Annotated in this window: 23 protein-coding genes and 1 tRNA gene; 21 read left to right on the top strand and 3 right to left on the bottom strand. The window is 44.6% G+C overall.

What is annotated here, in order from left to right; genetic code table 11:
- The first annotated feature begins 588 nt into the window (after positions 1 to 588).
- A tRNA-Asn gene (locus tag ACSNJE_RS14435) sits at positions 589 to 663 on the top strand.
- A gap of 180 nt (positions 664 to 843) precedes the next feature.
- Complete coding sequence (locus ACSNJE_RS14430; RefSeq protein WP_160315572.1) at positions 844 to 999, top strand: hypothetical protein; 156 nt, start codon at positions 844 to 846, stop codon at positions 997 to 999.
- A gap of 161 nt (positions 1,000 to 1,160) precedes the next feature.
- On the opposite strand, the gene ACSNJE_RS14425 is transcribed toward ACSNJE_RS14430, so the two are convergent.
- Positions 1,161 to 2,996 (bottom strand): TIGR04190 family B12-binding domain/radical SAM domain protein, encoded by a 1,836-nt coding sequence (locus tag ACSNJE_RS14425; RefSeq protein WP_052218954.1) that lies wholly within the window; start codon positions 2,994 to 2,996, stop codon positions 1,161 to 1,163.
- A 169-nt stretch (positions 2,997 to 3,165) separates the two neighbouring features.
- Positions 3,166 to 4,977 carry a TIGR04190 family B12-binding domain/radical SAM domain protein gene (locus tag ACSNJE_RS14420; RefSeq protein ID WP_052218953.1) on the bottom strand — a complete coding sequence of 604 codons (1,812 nt, stop codon included), beginning with the start codon at positions 4,975 to 4,977 and terminating at the stop codon, positions 3,166 to 3,168.
- A gap of 376 nt (positions 4,978 to 5,353) precedes the next feature.
- On the opposite strand from ACSNJE_RS14420, the gene ACSNJE_RS14415 reads away from it, so the two are divergent.
- The 7 genes from ACSNJE_RS14415 to disA all read left to right on the top strand — a co-directional run bounded on the left by ACSNJE_RS14415 (position 5,354) and on the right by disA (position 13,760).
- Positions 5,354 to 5,812, top strand: a complete 459-nt coding sequence (locus ACSNJE_RS14415; RefSeq protein ID WP_013119155.1) for a CtsR family transcriptional regulator — start codon at positions 5,354 to 5,356, stop codon at positions 5,810 to 5,812.
- 6 nt (positions 5,813 to 5,818) lie between these two features.
- Positions 5,819 to 6,346 (top strand): UvrB/UvrC motif-containing protein, encoded by a 528-nt coding sequence (locus ACSNJE_RS14410; protein ID WP_013119156.1) that lies wholly within the window; start codon positions 5,819 to 5,821, stop codon positions 6,344 to 6,346.
- On the top strand, positions 6,346 to 7,416 hold the full coding sequence (locus ACSNJE_RS14405; RefSeq protein WP_495252933.1) for a protein arginine kinase: 1,071 nt from the start codon (positions 6,346 to 6,348) through the stop codon (positions 7,414 to 7,416). Before ACSNJE_RS14410 ends, ACSNJE_RS14405 begins: the two co-directional genes overlap by 1 nt.
- 15 nt (positions 7,417 to 7,431) lie before the next feature.
- On the top strand, positions 7,432 to 9,864 hold the full coding sequence (locus tag ACSNJE_RS14400; protein ID WP_052218951.1) for an ATP-dependent Clp protease ATP-binding subunit: 2,433 nt from the start codon (positions 7,432 to 7,434) through the stop codon (positions 9,862 to 9,864).
- 363 nt (positions 9,865 to 10,227) lie between these two features.
- Positions 10,228 to 11,190, top strand: coding sequence for a PP2C family protein-serine/threonine phosphatase (locus tag ACSNJE_RS14395; protein ID WP_052218950.1), 963 nt, complete (start codon positions 10,228 to 10,230; stop codon positions 11,188 to 11,190).
- Positions 11,191 to 11,309: 119 nt separating this feature from the next.
- Positions 11,310 to 12,680 (top strand): DNA repair protein RadA, encoded by a 1,371-nt coding sequence (gene radA, locus ACSNJE_RS14390; protein ID WP_495252932.1) that lies wholly within the window; start codon positions 11,310 to 11,312, stop codon positions 12,678 to 12,680.
- Positions 12,681 to 13,760 (top strand): DNA integrity scanning diadenylate cyclase DisA, encoded by a 1,080-nt coding sequence (gene disA / locus ACSNJE_RS14385; protein ID WP_013119163.1) that lies wholly within the window; start codon positions 12,681 to 12,683, stop codon positions 13,758 to 13,760.
- A gap of 92 nt (positions 13,761 to 13,852) precedes the next feature.
- Here disA and ACSNJE_RS14380 read toward each other — a convergent pair whose 3' ends face one another.
- Positions 13,853 to 14,248: a nucleoside triphosphate pyrophosphohydrolase family protein gene (locus tag ACSNJE_RS14380; RefSeq protein ID WP_013119164.1), complete on the bottom strand. Its 396-nt coding sequence runs from the start codon at positions 14,246 to 14,248 to the stop codon at positions 13,853 to 13,855.
- A gap of 208 nt (positions 14,249 to 14,456) precedes the next feature.
- Between ACSNJE_RS14380 and ACSNJE_RS14375 the strand changes: the two genes are divergently transcribed.
- The 12 genes from ACSNJE_RS14375 to ACSNJE_RS14320 all read left to right on the top strand — a co-directional run bounded on the left by ACSNJE_RS14375 (position 14,457) and on the right by ACSNJE_RS14320 (position 24,782).
- On the top strand, positions 14,457 to 14,933 hold the full coding sequence (locus ACSNJE_RS14375; RefSeq protein ID WP_052218948.1) for a CarD family transcriptional regulator: 477 nt from the start codon (positions 14,457 to 14,459) through the stop codon (positions 14,931 to 14,933).
- A gap of 139 nt (positions 14,934 to 15,072) precedes the next feature.
- Positions 15,073 to 16,215 (top strand): PIN/TRAM domain-containing protein, encoded by a 1,143-nt coding sequence (locus ACSNJE_RS14370; RefSeq protein WP_495252931.1) that lies wholly within the window; start codon positions 15,073 to 15,075, stop codon positions 16,213 to 16,215.
- Positions 16,208 to 16,912 (top strand): 2-C-methyl-D-erythritol 4-phosphate cytidylyltransferase, encoded by a 705-nt coding sequence (gene ispD / locus ACSNJE_RS14365; protein ID WP_495252930.1) that lies wholly within the window; start codon positions 16,208 to 16,210, stop codon positions 16,910 to 16,912. Before ACSNJE_RS14370 ends, ispD begins: the two co-directional genes overlap by 8 nt.
- Positions 16,903 to 17,379, top strand: coding sequence for a 2-C-methyl-D-erythritol 2,4-cyclodiphosphate synthase (gene ispF, locus ACSNJE_RS14360; protein ID WP_474774412.1), 477 nt, complete (start codon positions 16,903 to 16,905; stop codon positions 17,377 to 17,379). Before ispD ends, ispF begins: the two co-directional genes overlap by 10 nt.
- Before the next feature lie 54 nt (positions 17,380 to 17,433).
- Positions 17,434 to 17,886: a protease complex subunit PrcB family protein gene (locus ACSNJE_RS14355; RefSeq protein ID WP_474774413.1), complete on the top strand. Its 453-nt coding sequence runs from the start codon at positions 17,434 to 17,436 to the stop codon at positions 17,884 to 17,886.
- Positions 17,887 to 18,104: 218 nt separating this feature from the next.
- A complete protein-coding gene (locus ACSNJE_RS14350; protein WP_052218944.1) occupies positions 18,105 to 18,545 on the top strand; it encodes a hypothetical protein in 441 nt (146 codons plus the stop codon).
- Between the two features lie 114 nt (positions 18,546 to 18,659).
- Positions 18,660 to 19,832 carry a hydrogenase small subunit gene (locus tag ACSNJE_RS14345; protein WP_474774414.1) on the top strand — a complete coding sequence of 391 codons (1,173 nt, stop codon included), beginning with the start codon at positions 18,660 to 18,662 and terminating at the stop codon, positions 19,830 to 19,832.
- Positions 19,832 to 21,391 carry a nickel-dependent hydrogenase large subunit gene (locus ACSNJE_RS14340; protein ID WP_495252929.1) on the top strand — a complete coding sequence of 520 codons (1,560 nt, stop codon included), beginning with the start codon at positions 19,832 to 19,834 and terminating at the stop codon, positions 21,389 to 21,391. Before ACSNJE_RS14345 ends, ACSNJE_RS14340 begins: the two co-directional genes overlap by 1 nt.
- Before the next feature lie 12 nt (positions 21,392 to 21,403).
- Positions 21,404 to 21,979 (top strand): cytochrome b/b6 domain-containing protein, encoded by a 576-nt coding sequence (locus ACSNJE_RS14335; protein ID WP_013119173.1) that lies wholly within the window; start codon positions 21,404 to 21,406, stop codon positions 21,977 to 21,979.
- A 10-nt stretch (positions 21,980 to 21,989) separates the two neighbouring features.
- Positions 21,990 to 22,451, top strand: coding sequence for a HyaD/HybD family hydrogenase maturation endopeptidase (locus ACSNJE_RS14330; protein WP_495252928.1), 462 nt, complete (start codon positions 21,990 to 21,992; stop codon positions 22,449 to 22,451).
- 280 nt (positions 22,452 to 22,731) lie between these two features.
- Positions 22,732 to 23,352 (top strand): TetR/AcrR family transcriptional regulator, encoded by a 621-nt coding sequence (locus ACSNJE_RS14325; protein WP_052218939.1) that lies wholly within the window; start codon positions 22,732 to 22,734, stop codon positions 23,350 to 23,352.
- Positions 23,353 to 23,354: 2 nt separating this feature from the next.
- On the top strand, positions 23,355 to 24,782 hold the full coding sequence (locus ACSNJE_RS14320; protein ID WP_474774417.1) for a TolC family protein: 1,428 nt from the start codon (positions 23,355 to 23,357) through the stop codon (positions 24,780 to 24,782).
- Positions 24,783 to 24,789 lie beyond the last annotated feature (7 nt).

Here is a 24,789-nt window from a genome sequence, read left to right as displayed (position 1 = left end):
ACCGCCTGGGAGAGTAGGTCGTTGCCGGATCTTTATATGAAAAGCACTTGGCTTAAAACCAAGTGCTTTTCTTTTGCGAAAGGCAGTCGCATCTATCCCGGGTTCGATCCAGAAAAAAACCGGTCGTTGTCTTGCCAAAAGAATGAAGCGTTGAGGACCCAATCTACCGATTAGACCCCTGTAGCGCCCGTTCGGTGGCTAAAAATACCAATTTAGCGCTTTTATCGTTACAGAACAATAAGTATGATTTATTATATATAAAAAAGTATCATAGAAAGAAGAAGGGGGTTGCGAAGTGTGGGGTTGTGTCCGAAAACAGATGATTGTTACTTGCTTAATGGAGCAAACCTATTACCTGTTTTGAGGAGACAAATTGAGACTTATTATTGTACGAGAAATTATGACAAATGTGCCCGTTTTGAAATTATGTTGGTTGGCGGAAAAGTGCCGCCAACGCTTCTTCCTAATAGGAATATGTGCTATTCATGTAGGCCTTCAGATTGAATTCAGTTTTGGGAATGAAACCAAACATTGACACTTGCATTAATAAAAAACTTATGTTATTATAATAGTTGTCATGAAAAGCGTTCCTCGGTAGCTCAATGGTGGAGCACCCGGCTGTTAACCGGTAGGTTGCAGGTTCGAGTCCTGCCCGGGGAGCCATAGAAAAGCTTATCACACATGGTAGAAGTGCCATGTGTTTTGTTTTTGATCCCTAGTAAAAATGCGCGGTTGTTTACCACGTATTTCAGGCTGTCGACAAAGGTCTCTCGGATAAATTCGAGGAACTTAAATATTTTCCGAAGCGGGGCTCTACTTTAATCTGCCGGTTTTTATGGAGGGGTGGGTGGGGTTCTCAGGCTACCGATAAGGAGCGATTGGCCCCGCAAAACCGCAGACAAGAAGGCAGGAGGTTCCCGCATGTTTGAAGATGGCGAAGGCCGCCGGGAAGTCCGGCACTCAACTCAGGTTGAGTGTCCCGGACGGGAGGCGGCCTAGATATTAAGGATATCATCATGAGCCATCGAGTTCGGGAATACTGCCTTCTTGGCAAGGTTTTGCAGCATAAAGCTCCGTGGTAGCGGAGAGCCCACCCACCCCTTCTATAGACTGGCCTGAAAATATTGGAGCGGAGGAATTATTTAAGCTTTTATAGTTTTTCATAGTGCCGCGTCGTTTTTACTGTTAGATGCCATCGCCATTCTTTGATTTCTACTGTAACTCCGTTCCTTCAATTCAAATCCGATACGATTGAAGAATAATGCCCATTCCTTAAAGAAAAGACTTACTAAAACTTTAAATAAAGAAAAGAAACTAGCAAACCGTTCAGTGATTGGCCAGGTTAATTCATCTTCACCGCAAAGCGAGCCTTTATTTACCTGAGCAACTTTTACCCTAATTTCATTAAGTTTTAACTTTTTTTCTTTTTCATCGGACAGGGTCATGATTTGGTCGATTTCCCTTATTATATCCCGCGCCGTTCTGATTCGGTAATCGATTTGCCGGTAAAGCTGTTCTTCTATCAAGTTATATTCTTTCTTTAATTCATTGAGCCGCAGGGCAGCTTCGTAAGTGGCTTCCACAATTTCATCCCTTGTCATACTATCCGTTTCATAACTGAGAATATATTTCCAACTGGGCATGGTTAAACCCTGACGATGTTCTTCAAGGGTTTTATAAAACTGCCGGTAGCCGTATTTTTCCGGGTTTTCAAAAGCCAGACAGCCGGGGTCGAGGAACGGGGCCAATGGCGCTACAAAGAAACAGAGACGTTTATCAGCGTTAAACTTGTCCAGAAGCTCCCGGCAATAATCTACACATGATATAGCGTCGTGATAAGATTGTTTAGGAATTCCGGTCATAAAAAAGATGTCTATTTTTCGGCAGCCGTATTTAAAAGCAGAGGCGACGGTATTCTCAAAAACTTCATTTGGTACAGCAAACTTGCCGTTAAATCTGCGGATACGTTCAAGATGTGATTCCAAGGTGATTTCCAGACTAAACTTGGGGACAGCATCGGCTAATTTAGCAAAGAAATTATCGTCCCCTGGGAAAAACAGTTCGAAGACCAGTTCGTTTTTAATATCGGCTTCTTTAAGGAGTTTCAAAAATTCCTCAGTGTGAGCCGGCCCGGCCATGCGGAAATCGTTCAAAATAAAAATTGGGGCCCGGCCGAGTTTTTGTAAAAATAGTATGTCTTCCACCATGGTCTTGGGGGAGCGGTAGGCAGGTTTTTCCCGGTTACAAATCTTCTTGTACGCTGCCTGTGAGCCACCGCAAATAGAACAATTTTGAGTACAGCCACGCGATGTTAACAGAGCTGTAATCGGGTAATTAAGCCACTTTAAGTAAGGAACAGTATTATGCAAGTTAGCATATTTAAATACCGAGCGGACACAGTAACTATAGCTGGGAATGGAAACATAATCCATGTTATCCGGAACGTGTGTAAGCGGGTTTACCCTGACCTTGCCATCGGGCGTTTTCCATGTAAGGTTGGGAATATCATTGACCGGCATGCCCCTGCGGATAGCCAAAACTAATTGCTTCATCGGTTCTTCGGTAGAATCTCCCCGCAATACAAAATCCACCCATGGGTAATTTATAAGTTCTTCGTGATAGTATGAAGCAGATAAACCTCCAAAAACAACGGGAGTGTGCGGGTGATATTTTTTTACTATTTTAGCCACTTCTATACTGCCGTGTGCATGGGGAAGCCAATGCAGATCGATGGCAAACATTCTTGGGTTCAGCCGGGATATAACTTTTTCTACATCATATTTGGGGTCGCGCAGCATTTGATAGGCCAGGTTTATAATCTGTACGTTAAAACCGGCCTGTTCGAGAGCATCGGCTATACTGGTAATACCTACGGGATACATTTCAAAGGTGGCGGAAGACGGTACAACATCGCTGATAGGACCGAACATAATGGTATCTTTTCTAAAGTCATATACACTGGGAGCGTGTAAAAACACAACATCTTTTTTAAACATGAAGTTCACCTCATCCGGCTAATCTATAAAATCAGCAAGTTAATTTTATCACAAATTAACTGGTTAATAAACAATTAATATTGCAGTTAGCTGTTATTAACAAATTTAAAAAATAGTGTAACTATATTTAAAAATCATTAATGTAAAAAAAGCAGGCATGACCTGCTTCTTAAACGTTGTAATTTTGTTTAGTTGGCCTTTCAGCCAGGTTGATTTTGAATCTTTTCCACAGTAATCGCATTTCGGTGACAAACAGTTTCATAAACACTCCGGTCAGAGAGAAAATACTTCCGTATCGTTCCGAAATCGGCCACTTTAACTCATCTTTACCGCAGATAGTGTGGCGGTTCAACTGCTCAACCTTTTGTTTCAGTTCAGCAAGCCTTTCTTCTTTTTCTTTACTGTTTTCTATGGTAATTATTTCGTCTATTTCATCCATAACCTGTTGTGCGGCCCTGATCCGGAAGTCTATTTGTTCAAATAACTCTCTGTCAATCAAATTGAATTCATATTTTAGCCGGTTCAGCTTGAGGGCAGCTTCATAAGTCGACCGCACAATATCGTCCCTCGTCATGGTCTCGGTCTCAAAGCTGAGGATATGTTTCCAACTCGGCTGCAGGAGGGCTTGTCTGTGGTCCTCCAAAGTATGACAGAACTTTTTGTAGCCGTATTTTTCCGGCTGTTCGAAAGCCAGACAGCCGGGGTCTAGAAACGGTGCCAAAGGGGCTATAAACAGAGCCAGTCTCTTATCTCCGTTGAATTTCTCCAGCAAATGCCGGCAGTAATCGATGGAACCGATAACATCCTGATAAGTCTGGGTTGGAATACCGCTCATGAAGAAAATATCAATTTTGCGGCACCCAAATTTAAAGGCTGAGGCAATTGTATTTTCCACTTCTTCGTTACTGCAGGCAAATTTTCCATTTAGTTTCCTGATTGATTCAATATGGGTTTCCAGAGTCATTTCCAGGCTGAACTTCGGTACGGCATCGGCGATTTTGGCAAAATAATCATCACCGGCAGGGTAGAATAATTCAATTACCAACTCGTTTTTGATATTCTCTTGCTTAAGTAAAGAGAAGAACTCATCAACATATTGAGGCCCAGCCTGCCGTAAATCATGCAATACAAAGATCGGGGCTCTGCCCAGTTTTTGAATTTGTTTTATGTCGTTTACAAGAGATTGAGGTGACCTGTATGCGGGTTTCTCCCGGTTGCATATATTTTTGTAGGCAAACCTGGAACCTCCACAGATGGAACAGTTCTGGGTACAGCCACGTGCGGTGAGCAGGGCAGTAATAGGGTATTTTAACCAGTCTGTATATGGAACAGTGTTGGCTAGGCTGCCATATTTAAATACAGACCTCACTACATAATGATAACAGGGAATGGAAACATAATCTATATTTTCCGGTACATGAGTAAGTGGGTTGACAACCACGGAACCATCGGGCTTTTTCCAGGTCAGGTTAGGGATAGATGCAAAAGATGAACCGTTCCTGATGGCCCACATGAGCTGTCTTACAGGTTCTTCTGTACTGTCTCCCCTGACAACAAAATCAACACAGGGGTATCTGATAAGTTCTTCGTGGTAATAAGATGCAGACAACCCACCAAAAATTATAGGTATGTCAGGATGGTACTTTTTACAGATTTTAGCTATTTCAATGCTGCCATGGCAATGTGGCAGCCAATGCAGGTCAAATGCAAAAGAACGTGGGTTCATCTTGGCAATTACTTTTTCCACGTCATAGCTTCGATCAGTTAACATCCGGTAAGCCATATTTATAATTTGCACATTGAACCCTTCCTGTTCCAGGGTTTCGGCGATACTGGTAATACCGATTGGATACATTTCAAAAGTAGGTGAAGAAGGGACCACATCGCTGATAGGGCCAAACATGATGGTATCTTTTCTGAAGTCATACACACTGGGAGCATGGATAAAAACCATGTCCCTTCTAAATAGATCTTTAATCATGAGGTCGCCTCTTTTCTATAATATAAATCATGACTGTGATTTAACAGTTGAATTTTGCAAAAAGAAGGACTTGCTAAAACACCTTAAATTTTATCATATAAAAATTTACAAATGAAGAGGAAATTTATATTTGCCTTGTTAATTTCAACTTTTACTGGAGTATTTCTCTTCCACGATGCTACAGGGCATGCAAACCTTCAATGTTGGGAAAAGGCCACAGGTTTAAAATTTGTTGCCATTTGGGTGATAATCAAAGAAAATAAACAATAAATTACCATTTTGGTCAAATTAGGTCAAATTTTATATTTGTATAAAAAGGGATGTTTTAAGCTATAATAAATGCAAGGTCAGGAAAAGTCAAAAAGGGGGGATACCTTTGCCAAGTTTAGTAGACTTTATTGAAGAATATATAAAACAGATGCTGCAAAAATCAGAAGTGGTACTGATTAGACGCAACGAACTGGCAGAAAAATTTGACTGTGTCCCTTCCCAAATTAATTACGTTTTAAGTACCCGGTTTACTATTGACCGCGGTTATGTAGTAGAAAGCAGGCGGGGTGGCGGAGGTTATATAAAAATATTGAAACTTAACGCCAAGGAAAAAGATAAATTGCTGGAAATCCTTTATAAGACTGTAGGTAATGAGATAAGCCTGGCAGGCGCCCTGGGCCTGGTAGAACGCTTATTTGATGATGAGTTAATTACTTTCCGGGAGGCTTCGATGATTGATAATGTAATTAGAAGGGTTACCGGCCATGATAAAAGCCGGAAAGGAGATATGTTCAGGGCGGAGATTCTTAAATCCATGCTAATGGCACTGTTAAAAGGGGGGTAAAAACAAATGTTGTGTGAAAAATGCCAGCAGCGGGCAGCAACGGTGTTGATTACAAAAATAGTTAACGGACATAAGACGGAAACCCGCTTATGCGAAGTTTGCGCCCAGCAGGAAAACGCCTTTGCTGTTCACCTGGAACCCAAGATGGTTCTGCATAACATCTTTGCCGATTTGTTTAATTCGGCGTACGGCGGACTGGACCAGCCTAAAGTTTCGTCAGCTTACGGAGCTAAATGCCCTGGCTGTGCATTTACCGATGCCCATTTCGCGAAGATAGGAAAATTAGGCTGTGATAAATGTTATCATACCTTTGAGGAGAAAATTGACCCTTTGCTGAGAAGAATTCACGGAACCAACAAACATACCGGAAAAGTGCCCTTTAGAACCGGCGGGACCTTGAAGATCCGGAAGGGCATAGATTCTTTGAAGTTGGAATTACAGCAGGCTGTTAAGCACGAAGAATACGAAAAAGCGGCAGAATTGAGAGATAAAATACGTGAGTTGGAAAAAAAACTGCATGAGGGGGAAAAATGATGTCTATCGAAAAAACTGTTAGCCAGCCGGTTAGCAACTGGGCCAAAGGTGACGGACCTGAATCTGATATAGTTATCAGCAGCCGGATAAGGTTGGCCCGCAACATCAGTGGATATGCATTCCCCCATACAATGTCTAACCAAGCAGCCGATGAAATTTTAAATGCCGTACGTTTGGCTGTTGATAATGATGAGGTAAGGCAGGAATTCGGCCCACTGGAATTTGTCAGGCTGGAAGAGCTGAGCCCGGTAGAAAGGCAAATTTTGTTGGAAAAGCATTTGATCAGCCCTCAACTATTGGAAGATATAAAAAACCGGGCTGTAATCTTATCAGAAGATGAATCTTTGAGCATAATGATTAATGAAGAAGACCATTTGCGTATTCAACTGTTTTTGCCAGGCCTACAACTGGAGGAAGCCTGGCAGAAAGCTAACCGGGTTGATGATTTATTAGAGAAAACCCTTGATTATGCTTTCTGTGAGCAGCGGGGTTATCTGACGGCTTGTCCTACTAATGTCGGTACTGGGTTAAGGGCTTCTGTGATGTTGCATCTACCTGCCCTGGTAATAGCAGGCCAAATAAATAATATTATAACAGCTATATCCCAGTTGGGACTGGCCGTACGTGGTTATTACGGCGAAGGAACCAAGGCAGTGGGACATTTGTTTCAGATTTCCAACCAGATTACTTTAGGCCAGGCCGAAGAAGAAATAATCAGGAATCTCTTGACCGTAGCAAGACAGATTATCAATCAGGAACGGTCGGCGCGGGCGGCCCTTTATAAAAACAATAAAAGCCAGTTGGAGGATAAAATATTCCGGTCGTTGGGAATTTTAAGTTATTCTCGCATGATTACAACAGAAGAGGCCCTGACCATGCTTTCTGATGTCAGGTTGGGCATAGCTCTGGGAATACTGGACAATCTTACCCAGCGGGATATAAACGAATTAATGATGCTAATCAGGCCGGCCTTTTTGCAAAAAATGGCTGCCAGAGAGATGACAGCTCAGGAACGGGATACAGAGCGAGCGAGGATAATTCGTTTGCGAATGGAAAAACTAAAAAAGTAATTTGAGGTGAAGGCTATGTTTGCAAGATTTACAGAAAGGGCCCAAAAAGTATTAATGTTGGCCCAGGAGGAAGCGAAACGACTTAATTACACGTACGTCGGTACAGAGCATATTTTACTGGGGTTAATTCAAGAGGGTAGTGGTATTGCTGCAAAAGTACTTTATGAATTAGGCGTTGATTTCAATAAGGTCCGCTCTGAAGTAGAGAAAATGATTGGCAAAGGTGAATTTTACACCTTTGGTGAAATTGGACTTACCCCACGGGCGAAAAAGGTCCTGGAGCTGGCTTTTGATGAAGCTAGAAAACTGGGACACAACTACATTGGTACCGAGCACTTGCTATTGGGGCTCATCAGGGAAGGAGAAGGTGTCGCTGCTCGGGTTTTGCACAACTTGGGCGTAGATTTTCAAAGTGTGCAAAAGAGTGTCATCAGCATGCTGGGTACAGCGCAGCCTCATGGCGGTCCGGCTCAACCTGGTAAGAAGCAAGCCAACACGCCAACTTTAAACGAATTCGGGCGTGATTTAACTGAGATGGCCAGGGAAGGAAAGCTCGATCCCGTAGTTGGCCGGGAAAAGGAAATTGAAAGAGTGGTCCAGGTGTTGAGCAGGCGGACCAAAAACAATCCAGTTTTAATTGGTGAACCGGGTGTTGGGAAGACAGCTATTGCCGAGGGATTGGCGCAAAGGATTATTGCCGGTAATGTACCGGAAACATTGAACGACAAAAGGGTTGTAACGCTTGACATGGCTTCGGTGGTGGCGGGTACAAAATTCAGGGGGGAATTTGAAGACCGCCTGAAAAAGGTTATTGATGAAATCAGGGCTGCCGGGAACGTGATCCTTTTTATTGATGAATTGCATACCCTGATTGGCGCTGGAGCGGCCGAAGGCGCTATCGATGCTGCTAACATTTTAAAACCTGCTTTAGCCAGAGGAGAATTACAGTGTATCGGCGCTACCACGCTGGATGAGTACAGAAAGCACATTGAACGGGACCCGGCATTGGAACGCCGGTTCCAACCCATTACTGTTGATGAGCCGACGGTAGAAGAGTCAATAGACATTCTTAAAGGCTTGCGGGACAGGTATGAGGCTCATCACCGGGTCCAGATTACAGACGAGGCTATTAACAGCGCTGTCAGGCTTTCAGACCGGTATATTACTGACCGGTTCCTGCCTGACAAGGCTATTGACCTTATTGATGAAGCTGCTTCCAGGGTAAGACTGCAGACTTTTACCGTACCGCCGGATGTGAAAAAGCTGGAAGCAGAGTTGGAGGAAATAAAGAAAGAAAAAGAAGCCGCCATTTCAGCTCAGGAGTTTGAAAAGGCTGCCGGTTTGAGGGATAAAGAACAAAAACTCAAAGCCAAACTGGAAGATACCAAAAAAGGCTGGGAAGAGAAGAAAGGATTGGCAAAGAAGGCAGTAACAGAAGACGATATAGCTCATATTGTTTCCTCCTGGACCGGGATTCCTGTCAGTAAACTGGCCCAGGAAGAAACAACCCGCCTGTTAAATATGGAAGAAATATTGCATCAGCGGGTAATTGGGCAAGATGAAGCGGTCAAAGCTGTAAGTCGTGCTGTTCGCCGGGCCAGAGCAGGGTTAAAGGATCCCAAGCGGCCCATCGGTTCCTTCATTTTCCTTGGCCCCACCGGTGTGGGTAAAACTGAGTTAGCCCGGGCTCTTGCGGAGGCTTTGTTCGGCGATGAGGATGCCATGGTCAGGATTGATATGTCTGAATATATGGAAAAACACGCGGTATCCAGGCTGGTTGGAGCTCCTCCGGGGTATGTTGGCTACGATGAAGGTGGGCAGCTAACAGAGGCTGTCCGCAGAAAACCATATTCCGTAGTATTGCTGGATGAAATAGAGAAGGCCCATCCGGAAGTTTTCAACATTCTTCTGCAGGTACTGGAAGACGGAAGGCTCACTGATGCTAAGGGAAGAACCGTGGATTTCAGGAATACCGTGATTATCATGACCTCCAACGTCGGAGCGCATCTGATTAAAAAAGAAGCTACTCTTGGGTTCAAGACAACAGCCCAGGACACCAATTATGACAACATGAGAGAACGGGTTACCGGCGAGCTTAAGCGCACATTCCGGCCGGAATTCCTGAACAGGATTGACGAAATAATTGTTTTCCATTCCCTCAAAAAAGAGCATATTAAGAAGATAGTTGAACTGATGCTCAAAGAAGTTGCCGAACGGATGAAAGAGAATGATATAGAATTAGAAGTCACAGACGAGGCCAAAGAACTTTTGGCCAAAGAAGGATTTGACGAGATGTATGGGGCCAGACCGTTGCGGCGGGCTATTCAGAAAACAGTGGAAGATCAACTTTCCGAAGAATTTTTAAAAGGTACTTTCAAACCGGGTGATAAAGTAGTAGTTACTGCGAAAGACGGACAAATTGTGGTAAGTAAGGCAGTTGTTGTTTGATTAAGGGGGTGTTTTTCACCCCTTTCAGTTTGTAGACAAAATTACCACGATTGAGGGGAGCTTAAATTATTCCTCCGTTCCAATTCCCAAGCCAGTCGATTGGAGGGGTGGGTGGGGTAGCCCAGTCACCCCACCCACCCCTCCATAAAAACCGGCAGATTAAAGTAGAACCCCGCTTCAGAAAATATTTCAGTTCCCCAAATTTATCCGAGAGACCTTTGTCGACAGCTTGAAAGGGGGTAAAAACCCCCCCTTTTTTTGTGGACGCGGGAAAAAATGCAGGTAATTGGTAAATTATGTCGAAAGATTATTAAAAAAGATTGGCCAAGCGTATAGCAGTCGGTTCCTTTTGGAGGGGCTAAGATGACTGATGAGGAGAAGACGAGGGAACAATTAATCGAAGAATTAAAACTGATGCGCAGGTTGGTAGAGCTGTTTACTTTAACTCCTTTGTGTAAAAGCAATGATAGGCTTTTTCCCATCCAGGCCTTAGTTGAGGATATTGCTGACCGGGAGAAGGCTGAAGAAGCGCTTAGGCTGATTGAAAAACGGTACAGGGATATTGTGGAAGAAATAGTGCAAAAAGACCGCCGGATTCAAAAGGAACTGCAGTTAGCCAATACTATTCAGTCAAGCCTATTTCCGGTCAACCTGCCGCAGGTTCCGGGAGCTACACTTGCTGCCACGGCTGTATCTGCCAATGAAGTAGGCGGAGATTATTGTGACCTCTTTGTAACAAAAAACAAAAAATTAGGCATAGCTATCGGCGATGTTATGGGCAAGGGTGTGCCGGCTGCCTTGTTTGTTGCCATGACCTATGCTTTTGTCCGCAATTACGCTTTTGACCTGGATAGCCCCAGCGCCTTGGTTAACCGGGTAAACAGAAGCTTATTTCCTCAGTTGGAATTTGCCGAGCAGTTTATTACTTTCTTTTACGGTCTATACAATCCTGAAACAAGAGAACTCAGGTACGCTAATGCCGGGCACAACCCGCCAATTATATACCGGGCCGATAAGGATGAATGTGAAAAACTGAAACTGAGGGACTTTTTCATGGGTGGACGTCAAGATGCCCAGTACAGGGAAGGGGCTTGCATATTAAATCCCGGTGATGTAACACTTTTTTATACCGACGGTTTAAAAGAAGCTAGAAACAGGGCTAAGGAACAGTTTGGTATGGAACGGATAACGAAATTATTGAAGGAAAGTCATATATATGACCCGGCCAGCATTCAGGAACTGATTTCCTATGAATTTATGGACTTTCTGGCAGGAGAGCCGCCTTGCGATGATGTGACTATGATCGTGATTAAAATAGACGGTTAAAAAATTATAATAAAATATGACAGGTAACCAAGGCAATGATTGTATTGTTAAGAATGTATCAAAGTGATATAATATTATGATATAATATTATGTTAAGTGCAATTGGAAGGATTGATAGGGTGAGCCGGGTTAGAGTTCGATTCTGTTGTCAGGAATGCGGGTTTGAAAGCCTGAAATGGCTTGGACGCTGTCCTTCTTGTGAATCTTGGAACAGCTTTGTTGAAGAACCGTTGCCTGCCAAGAAGGGTGCTGCGGGAAGCGGGAATTTACAAATATCCGGCCAACCCGTTTCTATAAACGATGTTGTAACGGTGGAAGAGATAAGATACTGTACCGGTATTGGGGAATTAGACCGGGTCCTCGGTGGTGGTATTGTTCGTGGTTCCCTCATATTAATTGGCGGCGACCCGGGTATAGGCAAATCTACCCTGGGGCTGCAGGCGGCCAGCGCCATCAGTATAAAGACTGGCCGGGTTCTTTACGTTTCCGGAGAAGAATCTATTCACCAGACTAAGCTGCGGGCGCTCCGGTTGGGGGCGGCTTCCCCGGACCTATACATAGTATCGGAAACGAGTTTAGAGGGAATCTTAAGACATATTGAAAAATTACAGCCCAACCTGGTGGTGGTTGATTCAATACAAACAGTATTTACGGAGGAAGTACATGCTGCTCCCGGCGGTGTCAGCCAGGTCAGAGAGTGCACGGCTCACCTGATGCGGTTGGCCAAATCAACAGGTATCCCCGTTTTTATCGTCGGGCATGTGACCAAAGAGGGGTACCTGGCGGGGCCACGGGTTCTGGAGCATATGGTAGATACCGTCCTGTATTTTGAAGGTGACCGTCATCATAATTTCCGGGTATTAAGGGCCGTAAAAAACCGCTTTGGCTCCACCAATGAAATTGGTGTTTTCGAAATGGGGGAACACGGTTTAGTTCCGGTAGCAAACCCGTCTGAAATTTTTTTGGCTGAAAGAACTCCCGGTGCTACGGGATCTGTCGTGATTCCTGCCGTGGAAGGGACCAGGCCTGTGTTGGTTGAGGTTCAGGCCCTGGTTTCACCTAGCAATTTCGCTGCGCCCCGCCGGATGACCAAAGGAATAGACCACAATCGCGTTTCTTTATTGGCTGCCGTATTGGAAAAACGCGTTGGCCTGCATTTGGCTAACCAGGACATATTTGTCAATGTTGTCGGCGGTGTTAAGCTGGATGAACCGGCTATAGACCTGGGACTTGTGGCCGCTATAGCGTCCAGCCTGAAGGAGGTCCCGGTCAATCCCCAGATGCTGGTTGTGGGAGAAGTGGGGCTGACAGGTGAAGTAAGGGCTGTTGGGCAACTGGAAAAGCGGGTTAAAGAAGGGGCTAAACTTGGCTTTAAGCATATAATTGCTCCGGGCGGGAATAAAGTCCAGAGCCTTGAGGTTAATGGGATTAATATAATTCCTGTCAAATCGGTGGCCGAAGTAATGGATATAATTTTGGGGGGTGATTAATTGAAAGAAGAAGTTTTGCTTGATGAGGAATTTCTTAAGGCTATCAGGATTTTAGCGCCGGGTACCCCGCTTAGGGAAGGGTTGGAAAATATTCTTAAAGCCAAGACAGGCGCTTTGATTGTAATTGGTGATTCCCCCCAGGTGCTGGATATAGTGGAAGGCGGTTTTGATATCAGTACAGATTTGACTCCTGCTAACCTCTATGAGCTGGCGAAAATGGACGGAGCTATTATTCTAAGCCATGATGCCAAGAAAATATTATTTGCCAATACCCAGTTAATTCCTGACCCTAATATTCCTTCCCAGGAAACGGGAATCAGACATCGGACGGCTGAGAGGGTTACCAGGCAAACAGGAGCCTTAGTTATATCAATTTCTCAGCGGCGTAGTGTTATTACTCTGTACAAAGGAACAACCAAGTATGTATTGCGGGATATCAATGTAATTTTGGCTAAAGCAAACCAGGCCCTACAAACTCTGGAGAAATATAAGGTCGTACTGGATAAAGCTTTGGCCACCTTAAGCACCCTGGAATTCCAAGACCTGGTAACTTTGTATGATGTGGCCAAAGTTGTACAAAGAACAGAAATGGTTGTCCGAATAGTGAAAGAAATAGAGACTTATATCAGTGAACTTGGCACCGAAGGGCGCCTCATCAGTATGCAGTTGGAGGAACTGGTTGCCGATGTAGAGGATGACGGGTTATTAATTATACAGGACTATTACCAGGTAGAGGATAAAAAACCGGAAGATATATTAGCCACTATTGGACAGTGGAGTTCGGAAGATTTGCTGGACTTGACCCTGATATGCCGGGCTTTGGGTTATACGGGAAGCGCAAGTATTCTGGACCAATCTGTTTCACCGAGAGGATACCGGATACTGTACAAGATACCACGCCTGCCCTGGCCTGTAATTGAAAACCTGGTAAACAATTTCAAATCGTTGCAGCGCATTTTAAATGCTTCCATTGAAGAACTGGATGACGTGGAGGGCATTGGCGAAGTGCGGGCCCGGGCTATTAAAGAGGGTCTTAAGAGATACCGCGACCAAGTTCTCTTGGATAGACACCATTTTTAAGGCTGACAAAAGGAGAAGCGAAACATTAAGGCCCATACCGGGTTTTACCCGTATGGGCCTTCTCAGCTATATGAAGAGATTTGAGTAATAAACTATGTAAAATTGAATACCCTTAATGTAGAGAGCTTTTTATGCTCTTTAATAAAAATGTCGTACAAATTGAGGTCTAACAGGTTACAAAGCGCCGCCAGGTAAAATAAAGACCTGCCAATTTCCGTTTCGACAATTTCTCGGCAGTTTTCACAAAGCGCTCCTTCTAAATGTGAGTCTGTATATGCCTTTAAATCGGCTAGAGTTGCACCGGCCGGTATTTCCTTTTTTTCGGCCTTTATTTTTGTACAACCGCAGTTGGTAACGGATTTTGTAACAGCTCTGTTTATTCTGGAACCGGCCTCCTGAGATTTGGACAACACATCAAGAATGCTATGGTGCCTGATTAACAGCTCTGCGACAGTATTTTGAAATTCGTCGCAAAGTAAATCTTTCATTGCTCGTTTCCTCCCCAAGCGCTCAGTTTTGGCAAACCCTTCCTGGCTTTAATTATACGTGCGGGGTTATTGCCCTGTCAATGGCTAAGCTATCTAAAAATAGTTATTGACTTACCAAAGGCCTTGTGATATAATCATATATTTATTTGACATTAATGTATTATTATGCTATACTTGAAAGGAAACGATTCTTGTAGGAGGTAAACTGATGTTCAATATTGGGGATAAGGTCGTGTACCCCATGCACGGCGCCGGTATTATAGAAGCCATCGAAGAAAAAGAAGTTTTGGGCGAAGTACGCAGCTATTATGTAATGCGCTTGCCTATTGGGGATATGAAGGTTATGATACCGACCAGTAATGTGAAGGATTTAGGTTTGCGGCAGGTAATTGACGAGGAAGGTGTACAGCGGGTCTTGAATATTTTAAGTGAAAAAGATACTGCCATGTCTGCAAATTGGAATAAACGGTACCGTACCAATATGGAAAAGATTAAAAGCGGAAATATTTTTGAAGTGGCTGAAGTTGTGAGAAACCTCATGCGACGTGACCAGGAAAAGGGATTATCCACGGGCGAGCGGAAAATGCTGGAAAATGCCCGCCAGATTTTAATCAGTGAGTTGGTTTTGGCACGGGGAGTTAAAGAGGAAAAAGTTCAATCAATGTTGGATGAGGTATTTGCATAATACGTCAGATTTGCTGACGTATTATTCCTTTTTCAACCCTGACAGAATTCTACACGATTTGCTTGCCAGAAGATATATGGTGGCGTATAATGGTAGCAATGGTGGGGAACTACTTTTTTTTGAAAGGGGGGAAATGAGAATGCTTAAAAAAATTCTTAGGGGCATTATCATATTTTTATTTTTGGGAGCCGGTTTTACACTAAGTTTATATAATACCCCGCATAGGATTGGCGACCTTGTTATTGATTCTCCTGTGATGCGGTATGGGATAATCGGATTGATTACCGGCTTAAGCGGACTTATAGGTATATTATTGGCCCCGACTTTGGTAACAAGGATTATTGCAACCACTTCCTGGATAGAACAAAGGCTGAATAAAATGTCTATGCAGGAGATAGTGGGGGGAGCTCTTGGACTCATATTCGGGTTGGTTATTGCTACTTTGCTGGGCAGCGCTATTTCCTGGATTCCGTGGGTATGGGTAAGCGGAGTCCTGAAAATTTTGGTTACCGTTTTGCTGGGGTATTTGGGTTTAAGCATCGGGACCAAAAGGAAAGAAGAATTGCTGGGGTTTTTACCACGTTTCGGCAAAGAGAAGCCAGCCAAGATTGACACAAAAACAGATTTAGCATATAAAATTCTTGATACCAGTGTTATTATCGACGGGAGAATTGCGGATATTTGCAAAAGCGGTTTTATCGAAGGGACGCTGATTATTCCTACATTTGTTCTCGAGGAACTCAGACATATAGCCGATTCCTCTGATGCTCTTAAAAGAAACAGGGGGCGCAGAGGCCTGGATATTTTAAATAAAATTCGCAAAGAACTTGATGTAATGGTCCGAATATACGAACAGGATTTTGAAGATTTGTCTGAAGTGGATACCAAGCTGGTCCGGCTGGCGCAAATTCTACAGGGTAAGATTATTACCAATGATTTCAACCTCAATAAAGTTGCGGAATTGCACGGCGTAAAAGTGCTGAATATAAACGAACTGGCCAATGCTGTAAAACCAATTGTCCTCCCAGGGGAAGAGATGATGGTGCAGGTCATTAAGGACGGCAAAGAAATGGGCCAGGGGGTTGCTTATCTGGATGATGGGACCATGATTGTTGTCGACGGTGGCAAAAAATTTATCAACCAAACCATTGGGGTCCTTGTAACCAGTGTACTGCAAACGGCAGCGGGCCGTATGATATTTGCCAAGCCGAAACAGGGAAAACATCCTGAAAGTATGGAGACATCAGTACCCAACTTTGACGAGGTGAATATGATTGGCTGACAAATGTGTGGCGATAATTCCTGCCGCCGGTCAGGGTAAACGGATGAATGCCTCCGTTAATAAACAATTTTTGTCCTTGCAAGGTATGCCTGTTATAGTGCATACCTTGCGGGTTTTTGACGAGTGTGCGGCAGTGGACGAAATTATCCTGGTAGCGGCGGCCGGGGAAGAACATCTTTACCGGAAATTGATAACGGAGTATGAAATCAGGAAATTAACCGGTATTGTAACGGGAGGCCGAGAAAGGCAGGATTCCGTTTACAACGGGGTATTAAGCATACGGGGCGGTTGTGAAGTCGTTATTATCCACGATGGGGCCAGGCCGCTTATTACCCAGGACCTTATTCTTAAAACTATTGCCGCTGCCCAAGAAGCCGGGGCAGCCGTTGTTTGTGTGCCTGTAAAAGATACCATCAAAGTAGTTGGGGAAAACCAAAGGGTGAAAAAAACCCTGGACAGGCAGTTGTTATGGCAGGCCCAAACCCCGCAGGCGTTCAGGTACGGTATTTTTATTGAAGCTATTGAATCTGCCCGCGCTGATTGTTTTATGGGGACAGACGATACCAGCTTAGTGGAACGTTTGGGTGGCGATGTCAAGGTAGTGCCGGGCTCTTATGAAAATTTGAAAATTACTACGCCCGAAGATTTAATTCTTGCTGAGGCGATTATGGCGAGGAGGAATAAACAGTGCGGATAGGCATAGGATATGACGTACACCGTTTGGTGCCCGGCAGGCCCCTTATTCTTGGCGGAGTTAAGATTCCGTATGAAAAGGGGTTGTTAGGCCATTCTGATGCTGATGTTTTAATTCATGCTATTATGGACGCACTGCTTGGCGCAGCCGGGGAGGGTGATATTGGCCGGCACTTTCCCGATTCTGATGAGGCTTATAAAGGTATCTCCAGTCTTCTTTTGCTGAAACGGGTGGCGCAGGTTATTCGTGATAAAGGGTACGAAGTGAACAACGTAGACAGCATTATTATTGCCCAGAAGCCCAAAATGGCGCCTTACATAGAGCAAATGGTGCAAAATATTGCCGGTATTTTGCAGGTTAATGCAGCAGGTATAAATGTAAAAGCTACCACAACAGAAGGTCTTGGCTTTACCGGTTCAGGTGAAGGTATCGCCGCCCAGGCGGTGGCAACGATTATAAAAAATGAATAATAGTGGCAGATGAACAAATAATATACCTAGCTACTGGTGTAACGGGGTGATAGCATGAGGTTAGTTCGCCTATTAACAGGAGTGATTTTACTGTTGACCGTTATTGGTTGTCAACCTGGCGAAGGAGATAAGGTAGATATCAGTAAGGTATCCGATATAGGGTTTCATGTGCTGCAGGATAAAGAGATTCCACAGCGGATAAAAAATTTTCTGGAAAATAACAAGGAAATTGAACAAGCCATGCTGGTGGACGATGACGGAACTTTTTATGCGGTAATTACCAGAGGCCGAAAAAACACGGGCGGGTACGGGGTGGAAATAGAAAAGATTACTTTACGCCTTGTTGACGGTAATAGCAAGCTTACTGTTTATGTCAGATATACCGACCCCAAGCCGGGAAGTGTGGTGACGCAAGCCTTGACCTACCCCCACCTGGTAGCTGAGGTTAATCTGAAACAAAAACCGCAGGAAATAAAGTTTGACATTAAAACTAGAAACCAGCGTTAGAACTTAATTCAAAAAGATATTAGTGACTATCTTGCCCTGGCGGAATTAACTGCCAGGGTTTTTGTTAATTGCGTTTTTCTTTAAATTGTAGTAGTAAACGGTGTAGCCTGGGATTAATTTCAAAGAGAAAAATTCTGAATTATGTTGAAATAACGGACTATTTGTGATATTAATAAGAATAGTAGCAATTTTTGTATTTTGCTGGGAAGGGGATTACTGTGGGTAAAGAGAGGATTGCTGAAACTGATTTATCCAGAGCCCAGTTTTTTTCTTATTTATATAAAAAAGGTCTTGAAATAGGTACCGATGTGGTGGGAAAATTTATTGATTCTTACAAAGAATTCAGTGGAAGCAGCGAATGGACAAAGCTTACGGCAGCAAACGAACTTACTGAGGTTCCGAAATTATTTATAAGAAAAACTAAAGGGATAGTGGTCGTACCTTTTCAGACAGGAAAGATTAAGGCGTTTTTGGCTAATTGCCCGGACGATCATTTTTTAATGCATTTCGATGCCGGGCGACTAATTTTGCAGTGCCCAATCTGTCAAAAAGCCTTTTATCTTGGAAATTCCGGACAGGAAGGTGAGGGGATTAGCGGGCTTGTCGAACTGCCGGTTAGGGTTGCTGACGGTTACCTGTCAGTAATGCTTTCCGCATAAAAACTTAATAAGTGTAGGGGGTGACACAGGCAAGATTGTAGCAGGTCTTATAACAAGGGTTAATTTTTTTGTTTGTTTGTTATGTATTGAAATGAAGGCGGAGGTGTTTAGAAATTGTCTATTGAAAAAATTTGGGCCAAAGGTGTTACCCGAAGGGATTTCATCAAGCTCTGCAGCGCTGCGGCTGCTGCTTTGGGTCTTAGTGAAACCATGGTCCCTAAATTTGTATCAGCCGCTGAAAAAGCGGCAAAAAAACCCCCTGTAATCTGGTTGGAGGGGCAAGATTGTGCCGGCTGTACCGAATCTTTTGCTTCCAATCTCAATCCCGGTACTGCTGAAGTTCTACTGGATACCATATCGCTAAGGTATCACGAAACCTTGATGGCCGGCACAGGCGATGTTGCCGAGCATGCCCTGGAACAAACCCTGGAAGAGGGCAATTACATTTTGGTTGTTGAAGGTTCCATTCCGACCGTTGACGACCGTTTCTGTGTAATTGGGGGTAAACCGTTTAGAGAGACATTACTGAAAACTGCGGAAAAGGCTGCTGCAATTATTGCTTTTGGCACCTGCTCTGCATACGGCGGTATTAATGCCGCGGCGCCGACTAAATCTGTCGGTGTACAAAGTATTGTTAAAGACAAGCCGGTTATCAATCTCCCCGGTTGTCCCGGTAAGCCCAGCAGGCTTGTAGCTACCCTGCTGTATTACCTGTCTACCGGCAACCTACCGCAAATGGACAAATATAATCGCCCTCTGGCATTTTACGGCAAATTGCACCATGACAACTGTCCAAGACGGGGGCATTTTGAAGCCGGTCATTTTCTGACCGACTGGAATGACCCTAAACAGGTGGACTGGTGCTTACTACTTGTAGGCTGTAAAGGGCCCAAGACCTATACCGATTGCCCGCAGGTATGGTGGAATGACGGGGCCAGTTATTGTGTAAATGCCGGTTCTCCCTGCTCAGGCTGTACACAACCCGAATACTATGCCGGATTTGCGCCGCTTTACGTTAAACAGGAAAACTTCATGATGCCCGGTGTTGCCGGTATTAATGCCGATACTGTCGGTAAAGTTTTAGGCGGCGCTACGGCCGTGGGCCTTGGTGCTCACTTGGCGGGAAGTGTGGCTGCAGGAAGGTTATCTAAAAATAAACGTAGCCATAATGAACCCCTTACTTTGAAAGAAGAAAAAGAAGCTGTTTCCGTGAAGAACAAGTCTGCCAATAACCAAAGGGAAATTGCAAAGGACCAAACTCTGAAAGGTAAAGGGGGTAGGGATTAATGGCACAAAAAATTGTAATTGATCCCGTGACGAGAATTGAAGGCCACCTTAGGGTGGAAGTGGAAATAGAGAATGGCGTGGTCAAGGATGCCTGGTCCAGTGGTACTATGTTCAGGGGCTGGGAAGTTCTTTTGCAGGGTAAAGACCCGCGGGATGCCACTTATGTAACGGAAAGGGTTTGCGGCGTTTGCGCCGGATCTCATGGCTGGGGTTCCTCTCTGGCGCTGGATGATGCATTCGGGGCGCAGGTTCCCGACGCAGGAAGGATTTTGAGAAACCTGATGCTGGGAGCCATGTGGCTGCATGACCATCCGCTCCATTTCTATCATTTATGCGCTCTCGATTATATTGATGTAATGGCTGTTGCCAACTACAAGGGAAATGATCCCGGGCTTCTGGCCGTAAAAGATAAAATTGTTAAGCTGGTTCAGGCCGGAGATGCCGCACCTTTGACTCCGCGTTACGAACCTGACCAATACTGTGTTAACGACCCCGAACTGGCCACTGTTGCCGTGTCTCATTATTTGAAGGCTTTGGAAATGCAGGCCAAAGCCAAGAAAATGTCTGCTCTGTTCGGTGGTAAGCAACCCCACCAGTCCAGTATTATTGTAGGAGGGGTAACCTGTTACCCCAACCCGCAGTTGGTTGCTCAGTTCCGCTCCCTATTGATGGAACAAATTGAGTACCTGGAGAACATTTACTACAAAGATGTAATTGCCTTTGGTACCGGTCCGCTTTTACCGCTGGCACAGTCGGGGTTGGGCGGAGGTAAGCCGAACTATCTGGCTTTCGGTGGTTTCCCACAAGACTCTGAAGGTAAAGACCTGTTCTTTAAGCGGGGTCTCATCCTGAACGGTAACCTGTCTCAGGTAATGGAAGTAAATATAGACAAGATTACCGAGGAAGCTAAGTACGCTTGGTATGCCGTGGAAGAGCCTCTGACACCGCTGAAGGGGAATACCGAGCACAAGCTGGACAAGCCTGACGCTTATTCCTTCATCAAGGCGCCCAGGTATGACGGCGAGATCCTTGAAGTAGGACCGCTGGCCAGAATGATGGTTATGCAGCCAAAAGCATTTATGGACCTGGTTGAGAAATATAAAATTAAGCCAGGTGTTGTGGCACGCCATGCTGCCAGAGCCGTGGAAACTATCATGCTTGCTCATAAGATGGTTGAGTGGCTGGACGAACTCGAAAGTTTAATGAACCGGGGAGAAGTGAGAATCCACGATACGGCGCACTGGGAAGTTCCTGAATCGGCTCAGGGAGCGGGTTTACTGGAAGCTCCCAGGGGAGCGCTGGCTCATTATATCGACATTAAGGACAAGAAGATTGCCAACTACCAGATGGTGGTTCCGTCTACCTGGAACCTGTCCCCACGGGATAATAAAGGCAAACGGGGACCTGTTGAAGAGGCGTTAATCGGAGTTCCTGTTCCGGATCCGAAGAACCCCATTAATCTAGCGCGGGTAATCAGGTCTTTTGACCCATGCATTTCCTGTGCCGTTCACCTCATTGAACCTAACACCAACGAAATTCTCAAATTCAAAATCAGTTAGGGGTGAAGCACAATGGCCAAAGCATCTGACCATCCGTTTCCACACAGGTTTTTCCATATGATCAACCTGATCAGTATGGCTGTGCTGACCGTAACCGGTTTTTATATCCACTACCCTTTTACCGGCGGATATATGTGGTTGGCCCGTTTCCTGCACTTTGTGTTCATGTACGTTATTTTACTGAACCTTGGGGCCCGGATATATTATGCCGTTTTTGGCAAGTATAGTGATGGCCGGGAGTTTATTATTACCAAACAGGACATTAAAAACATCTGGCCCATGATAAAATACTACCTTTTTATAGGCCCCCATGTGCAGACAGGGAAATACAACCCGTTGCAAAAAATGAGTTACGTTGTGGTTGTTTTTGCCATCATCTTCCAGGGGATTACCGGTTTTGCCCTTTATTGGCCGGTGGCCTTAAGCGGCGTTGTTGATTTCCTGGGGGGCATAGCCAGTGTTCGGGTAATTCATTATGGTATGATGTGGTTCTTTATTGTATTTACCGGTATCCATTTCTATCTCAGTTTCACTGAATCGATTGCTGCTGTGAAGCTGATGATGCTGGGAATTGCTGACGAAGAATAGGTGAATGGGTTTGCAGAAAATCGTTGTTTTGGGAGTGGGCAATATCCTTCTCCAGGATGAAGGGGTGGGTATTCATGTTATCCAGGCCCTGCAAAAGATGAATTTGCCGGAAAACGTTGACGTTATTGAGGGCGGAACTGCCGGGTTGGAACTGCTTCCATTGATTGAGGATTACAGTCACATGATTGTAGTGGATGCAGTGAATGCCGGAGAAAAACCCGGTACCTTATTCAGGTTTAAGCCTGACGATGTTACGGGATTTCCCGGCAATATAGAAACTTCGGTGCATCAATTGGGGTTACTGGAAGTGCTGCAAATGGGGAAGCTTATCGGCAAACTGCCTGATACGGTAATTATTGCAGTACAGCCCAAATCTTTTGACTGGGGTATGGAGCTTACTCCGGAACTGCAGGCAAAAATGCCGCAGATAATTGATTTGGTTTTCAAAGAAATTAAAAAAATCAACAAATAGGAAGCGGGCCGTGTTTTGCGGCCCGCTTTCAGATTATGGACAAAGGTTATTCTGGCAAATTTGGGGAGGTTAAATGTTTTCCGGAGCGGGGCTCTGGTTTAATCCGCTGTTTTTTTATGGAGGGGTGGGTGGGTTTAAGTCAAATAATTTTATTTTCTCTTGGGGGAAAAATTTTTTGAAAATACGCCTTTGGCTATTGACGGCAAATTGTCAAGAGGGTAAAATAACAAATAAGTCATAACGTGACACGTGCGTCATAAAAATGTACTGAGGTGAAAATATGCGCGGTGATACTGAAAAACTTTCCTTCAAGCAGCGGCAGATTTTGGAACGGGAAGAGCAGATTCTGAACGTTGCCCGGCGCATGTTTGCAGAAAAGGGTTTTTATGGCACCAACCTCAATGACGTTGCCGCAGAAGTGGGGATTGCCAGGGGAACTATTTATCTTCATTTTCCTACCAAGGAGCAATTGCTCGCAGCAATTATAAGAAAGGCCGATGAACAACTGATGGCCCGATTGAGCGGGGTGATAAAACCGCTGGATGACCCTTTGACGAAGCTGGAAAAAATATTCAGGCAGTATTTGCAAACCTGTCACGAATATGAAGACTTAATCCGGGTAATGTCCCATGAGCTGAGGCGTGCTGTGGGGAGCCGGCTTTATGAAGAAAAGGGAAATAAATCGGTAACGGTTCTGGTGGAAAATACGATTAATGAAGCTAAAGCAAAAGGCCTCGTAGACCCCGAAATAGATACCACTATTGCGTCCCGTGCATTTTTCAGTGTTGTAACGGTGGAAACCTTCAAGGAAGCCCGTGAGGACAAAAATTTATCCGTAGAAAAAATTATAGAATCAGCGCTTAAAATATATTTCCAGGGAATTGCAAGCAGGAGGGAATAACTGTGGCATATCAGAACAGGAGAAGAAAAACGGCAATAATTTTACTGGTTATTTTGTTGTGTGGCCTGACGGCGGGCATCAGTATGGCCGGACAGGATAATAATTCCGGTAATTATAATTTGTCGGCTTTTTCAGGATTTGCCTTGAACGGAACGGGAAATGTTAAGGATACCGTATATGACAGAGCTTATGGTACTACGGCTAACAAATCCGGTAAAGTCCGAAAATTGACCCTGCAGGAAGCGGTAAACCTGGCGATGGAAAACCACCCGGAGATTAAGGCAATCAGTCAGGATGTTTTAATGCGGGAACAGGATTTTGAAAAAGCCCATTACTATGCCGATAAGATTAAAGACGCGGAAGATAAAGCCGAATACGGTGAAGATATGCTCAGACTCTTGCGGGAGCAACTGGCTCTGATTCCTGATCCTAACGACCCGGCCTACAAGCCTACATACGACTATCTGACAGCTCAGATTGCCGAAATTGAGGCTGCCTTAAAAGAGGCGGAGCCGTACAGAATAGATAATTATGAAAATGCCAAAATAGCCTATCTTTATGAGAAACAGGCTGAAACAGGTCTCAAAATAACTAAACTGGCGGAAAAGGTGGTCAGGCAAAAGATTTCTTTACTGGTCAGCAAACAGTATTTTGATGCCATAAAATATCGCAAAATTGAGGAAGTCAAAAAGCTGGCCTATGAAAGAGCTGTCAGGCAGGCCGAAGCGGCTCAGCAGTCTTATGAAGTCGGTTTCCGACCGAAGGATGATTTTCTGCTGGCCAGGGCTCAGGCAGAACTGATGAAGGCGGATTACCAGAAAGCCAGCATGGAGGCGGAAAATGCGGAAACGGAATTAAAAGCCACCATAGGAATAGACCAAACTGTCAAATTAGAACTGGCAGAATGGAAAGAGGACTCTTTACGGCCGGATTTGGAGCGGGATTTAAAACAGGGGTTGGAAAAACGTCTGGAGATTCAAAAGGCGGCAGGCGAACTGGAAGTTGCCAAACTGGGTTTCGAAATAGCCCAAAAGTATCTGGGGCCTGGCACGGTAGACTATGAGCAGGCCAAAATCGGGGTTGCCAAGGCAGAAATTGAGTTAAACAGGCAAAAAACAACAGTGGAGAAGGAAATTCGTGAGGCATACCAAAACCTGCACAGCACATCCCTGATGAAGGAATCTGTTACCGGTACCGTTGAAAAGGCCAGGGAGAGCGCATCTATTGCAGAATACCGGTACAGGGAAGGATACGGCATACCTTCGCCCATACTTAAAGCATTAAACGCTGAGGACCTGGCAGGTACCACTGTTGAAGTTCTGGCCGCTGAAGAAAAGCTGCTTGACATTGAAGAGAAGGTAATTGAAATCAATTACAGTTATAATCTGGCCAAAGCTAATTACCTGTTTAGTATTGGTGAGGGTCTCTAAGGGGGGC

The sequence above is a fragment of the Thermincola sp. GK-1 genome (assembly GCF_059412445.1).
The sequence above is the reverse complement of the archived record's forward strand: the minus strand, read 5'-3'. Positions and strand labels throughout refer to the sequence as shown.

Bases quoted from the DNA above. Each gene is read 5' to 3' on its own strand.
- ACSNJE_RS14405 (WP_495252933.1), top strand. From the start codon at position 6,346: ATGTCTATCGAAAAAACTGTTAGCCAGCCGGTTAGCAACTGGGCCAAA.
- ACSNJE_RS14375 (WP_052218948.1), top strand. From the start codon at position 14,457: ATGTTCAATATTGGGGATAAGGTCGTGTACCCCATGCACGGCGCCGGT.
- ACSNJE_RS14325 (WP_052218939.1), top strand. From the start codon at position 22,732: ATGCGCGGTGATACTGAAAAACTTTCCTTCAAGCAGCGGCAGATTTTG.
- ACSNJE_RS14370 (WP_495252931.1), top strand. From the start codon at position 15,073: ATGCTTAAAAAAATTCTTAGGGGCATTATCATATTTTTATTTTTGGGA.
- ACSNJE_RS14380 (WP_013119164.1), bottom strand. From the start codon at position 14,248: ATGAAAGATTTACTTTGCGACGAATTTCAAAATACTGTCGCAGAGCTG.
- ACSNJE_RS14335 (WP_013119173.1), top strand. From the start codon at position 21,404: ATGGCCAAAGCATCTGACCATCCGTTTCCACACAGGTTTTTCCATATG.
- ACSNJE_RS14400 (WP_052218951.1), top strand. From the start codon at position 7,432: ATGTTTGCAAGATTTACAGAAAGGGCCCAAAAAGTATTAATGTTGGCC.
- ACSNJE_RS14410 (WP_013119156.1), top strand. From the start codon at position 5,819: ATGTTGTGTGAAAAATGCCAGCAGCGGGCAGCAACGGTGTTGATTACA.
- ACSNJE_RS14340 (WP_495252929.1), top strand. From the start codon at position 19,832: ATGGCACAAAAAATTGTAATTGATCCCGTGACGAGAATTGAAGGCCAC.
- ACSNJE_RS14395 (WP_052218950.1), top strand. From the start codon at position 10,228: ATGACTGATGAGGAGAAGACGAGGGAACAATTAATCGAAGAATTAAAA.
- ACSNJE_RS14355 (WP_474774413.1), top strand. From the start codon at position 17,434: ATGAGGTTAGTTCGCCTATTAACAGGAGTGATTTTACTGTTGACCGTT.
- ACSNJE_RS14420 (WP_052218953.1), bottom strand. From the start codon at position 4,977: ATGATTAAAGATCTATTTAGAAGGGACATGGTTTTTATCCATGCTCCC.
- ACSNJE_RS14425 (WP_052218954.1), bottom strand. From the start codon at position 2,996: ATGTTTAAAAAAGATGTTGTGTTTTTACACGCTCCCAGTGTATATGAC.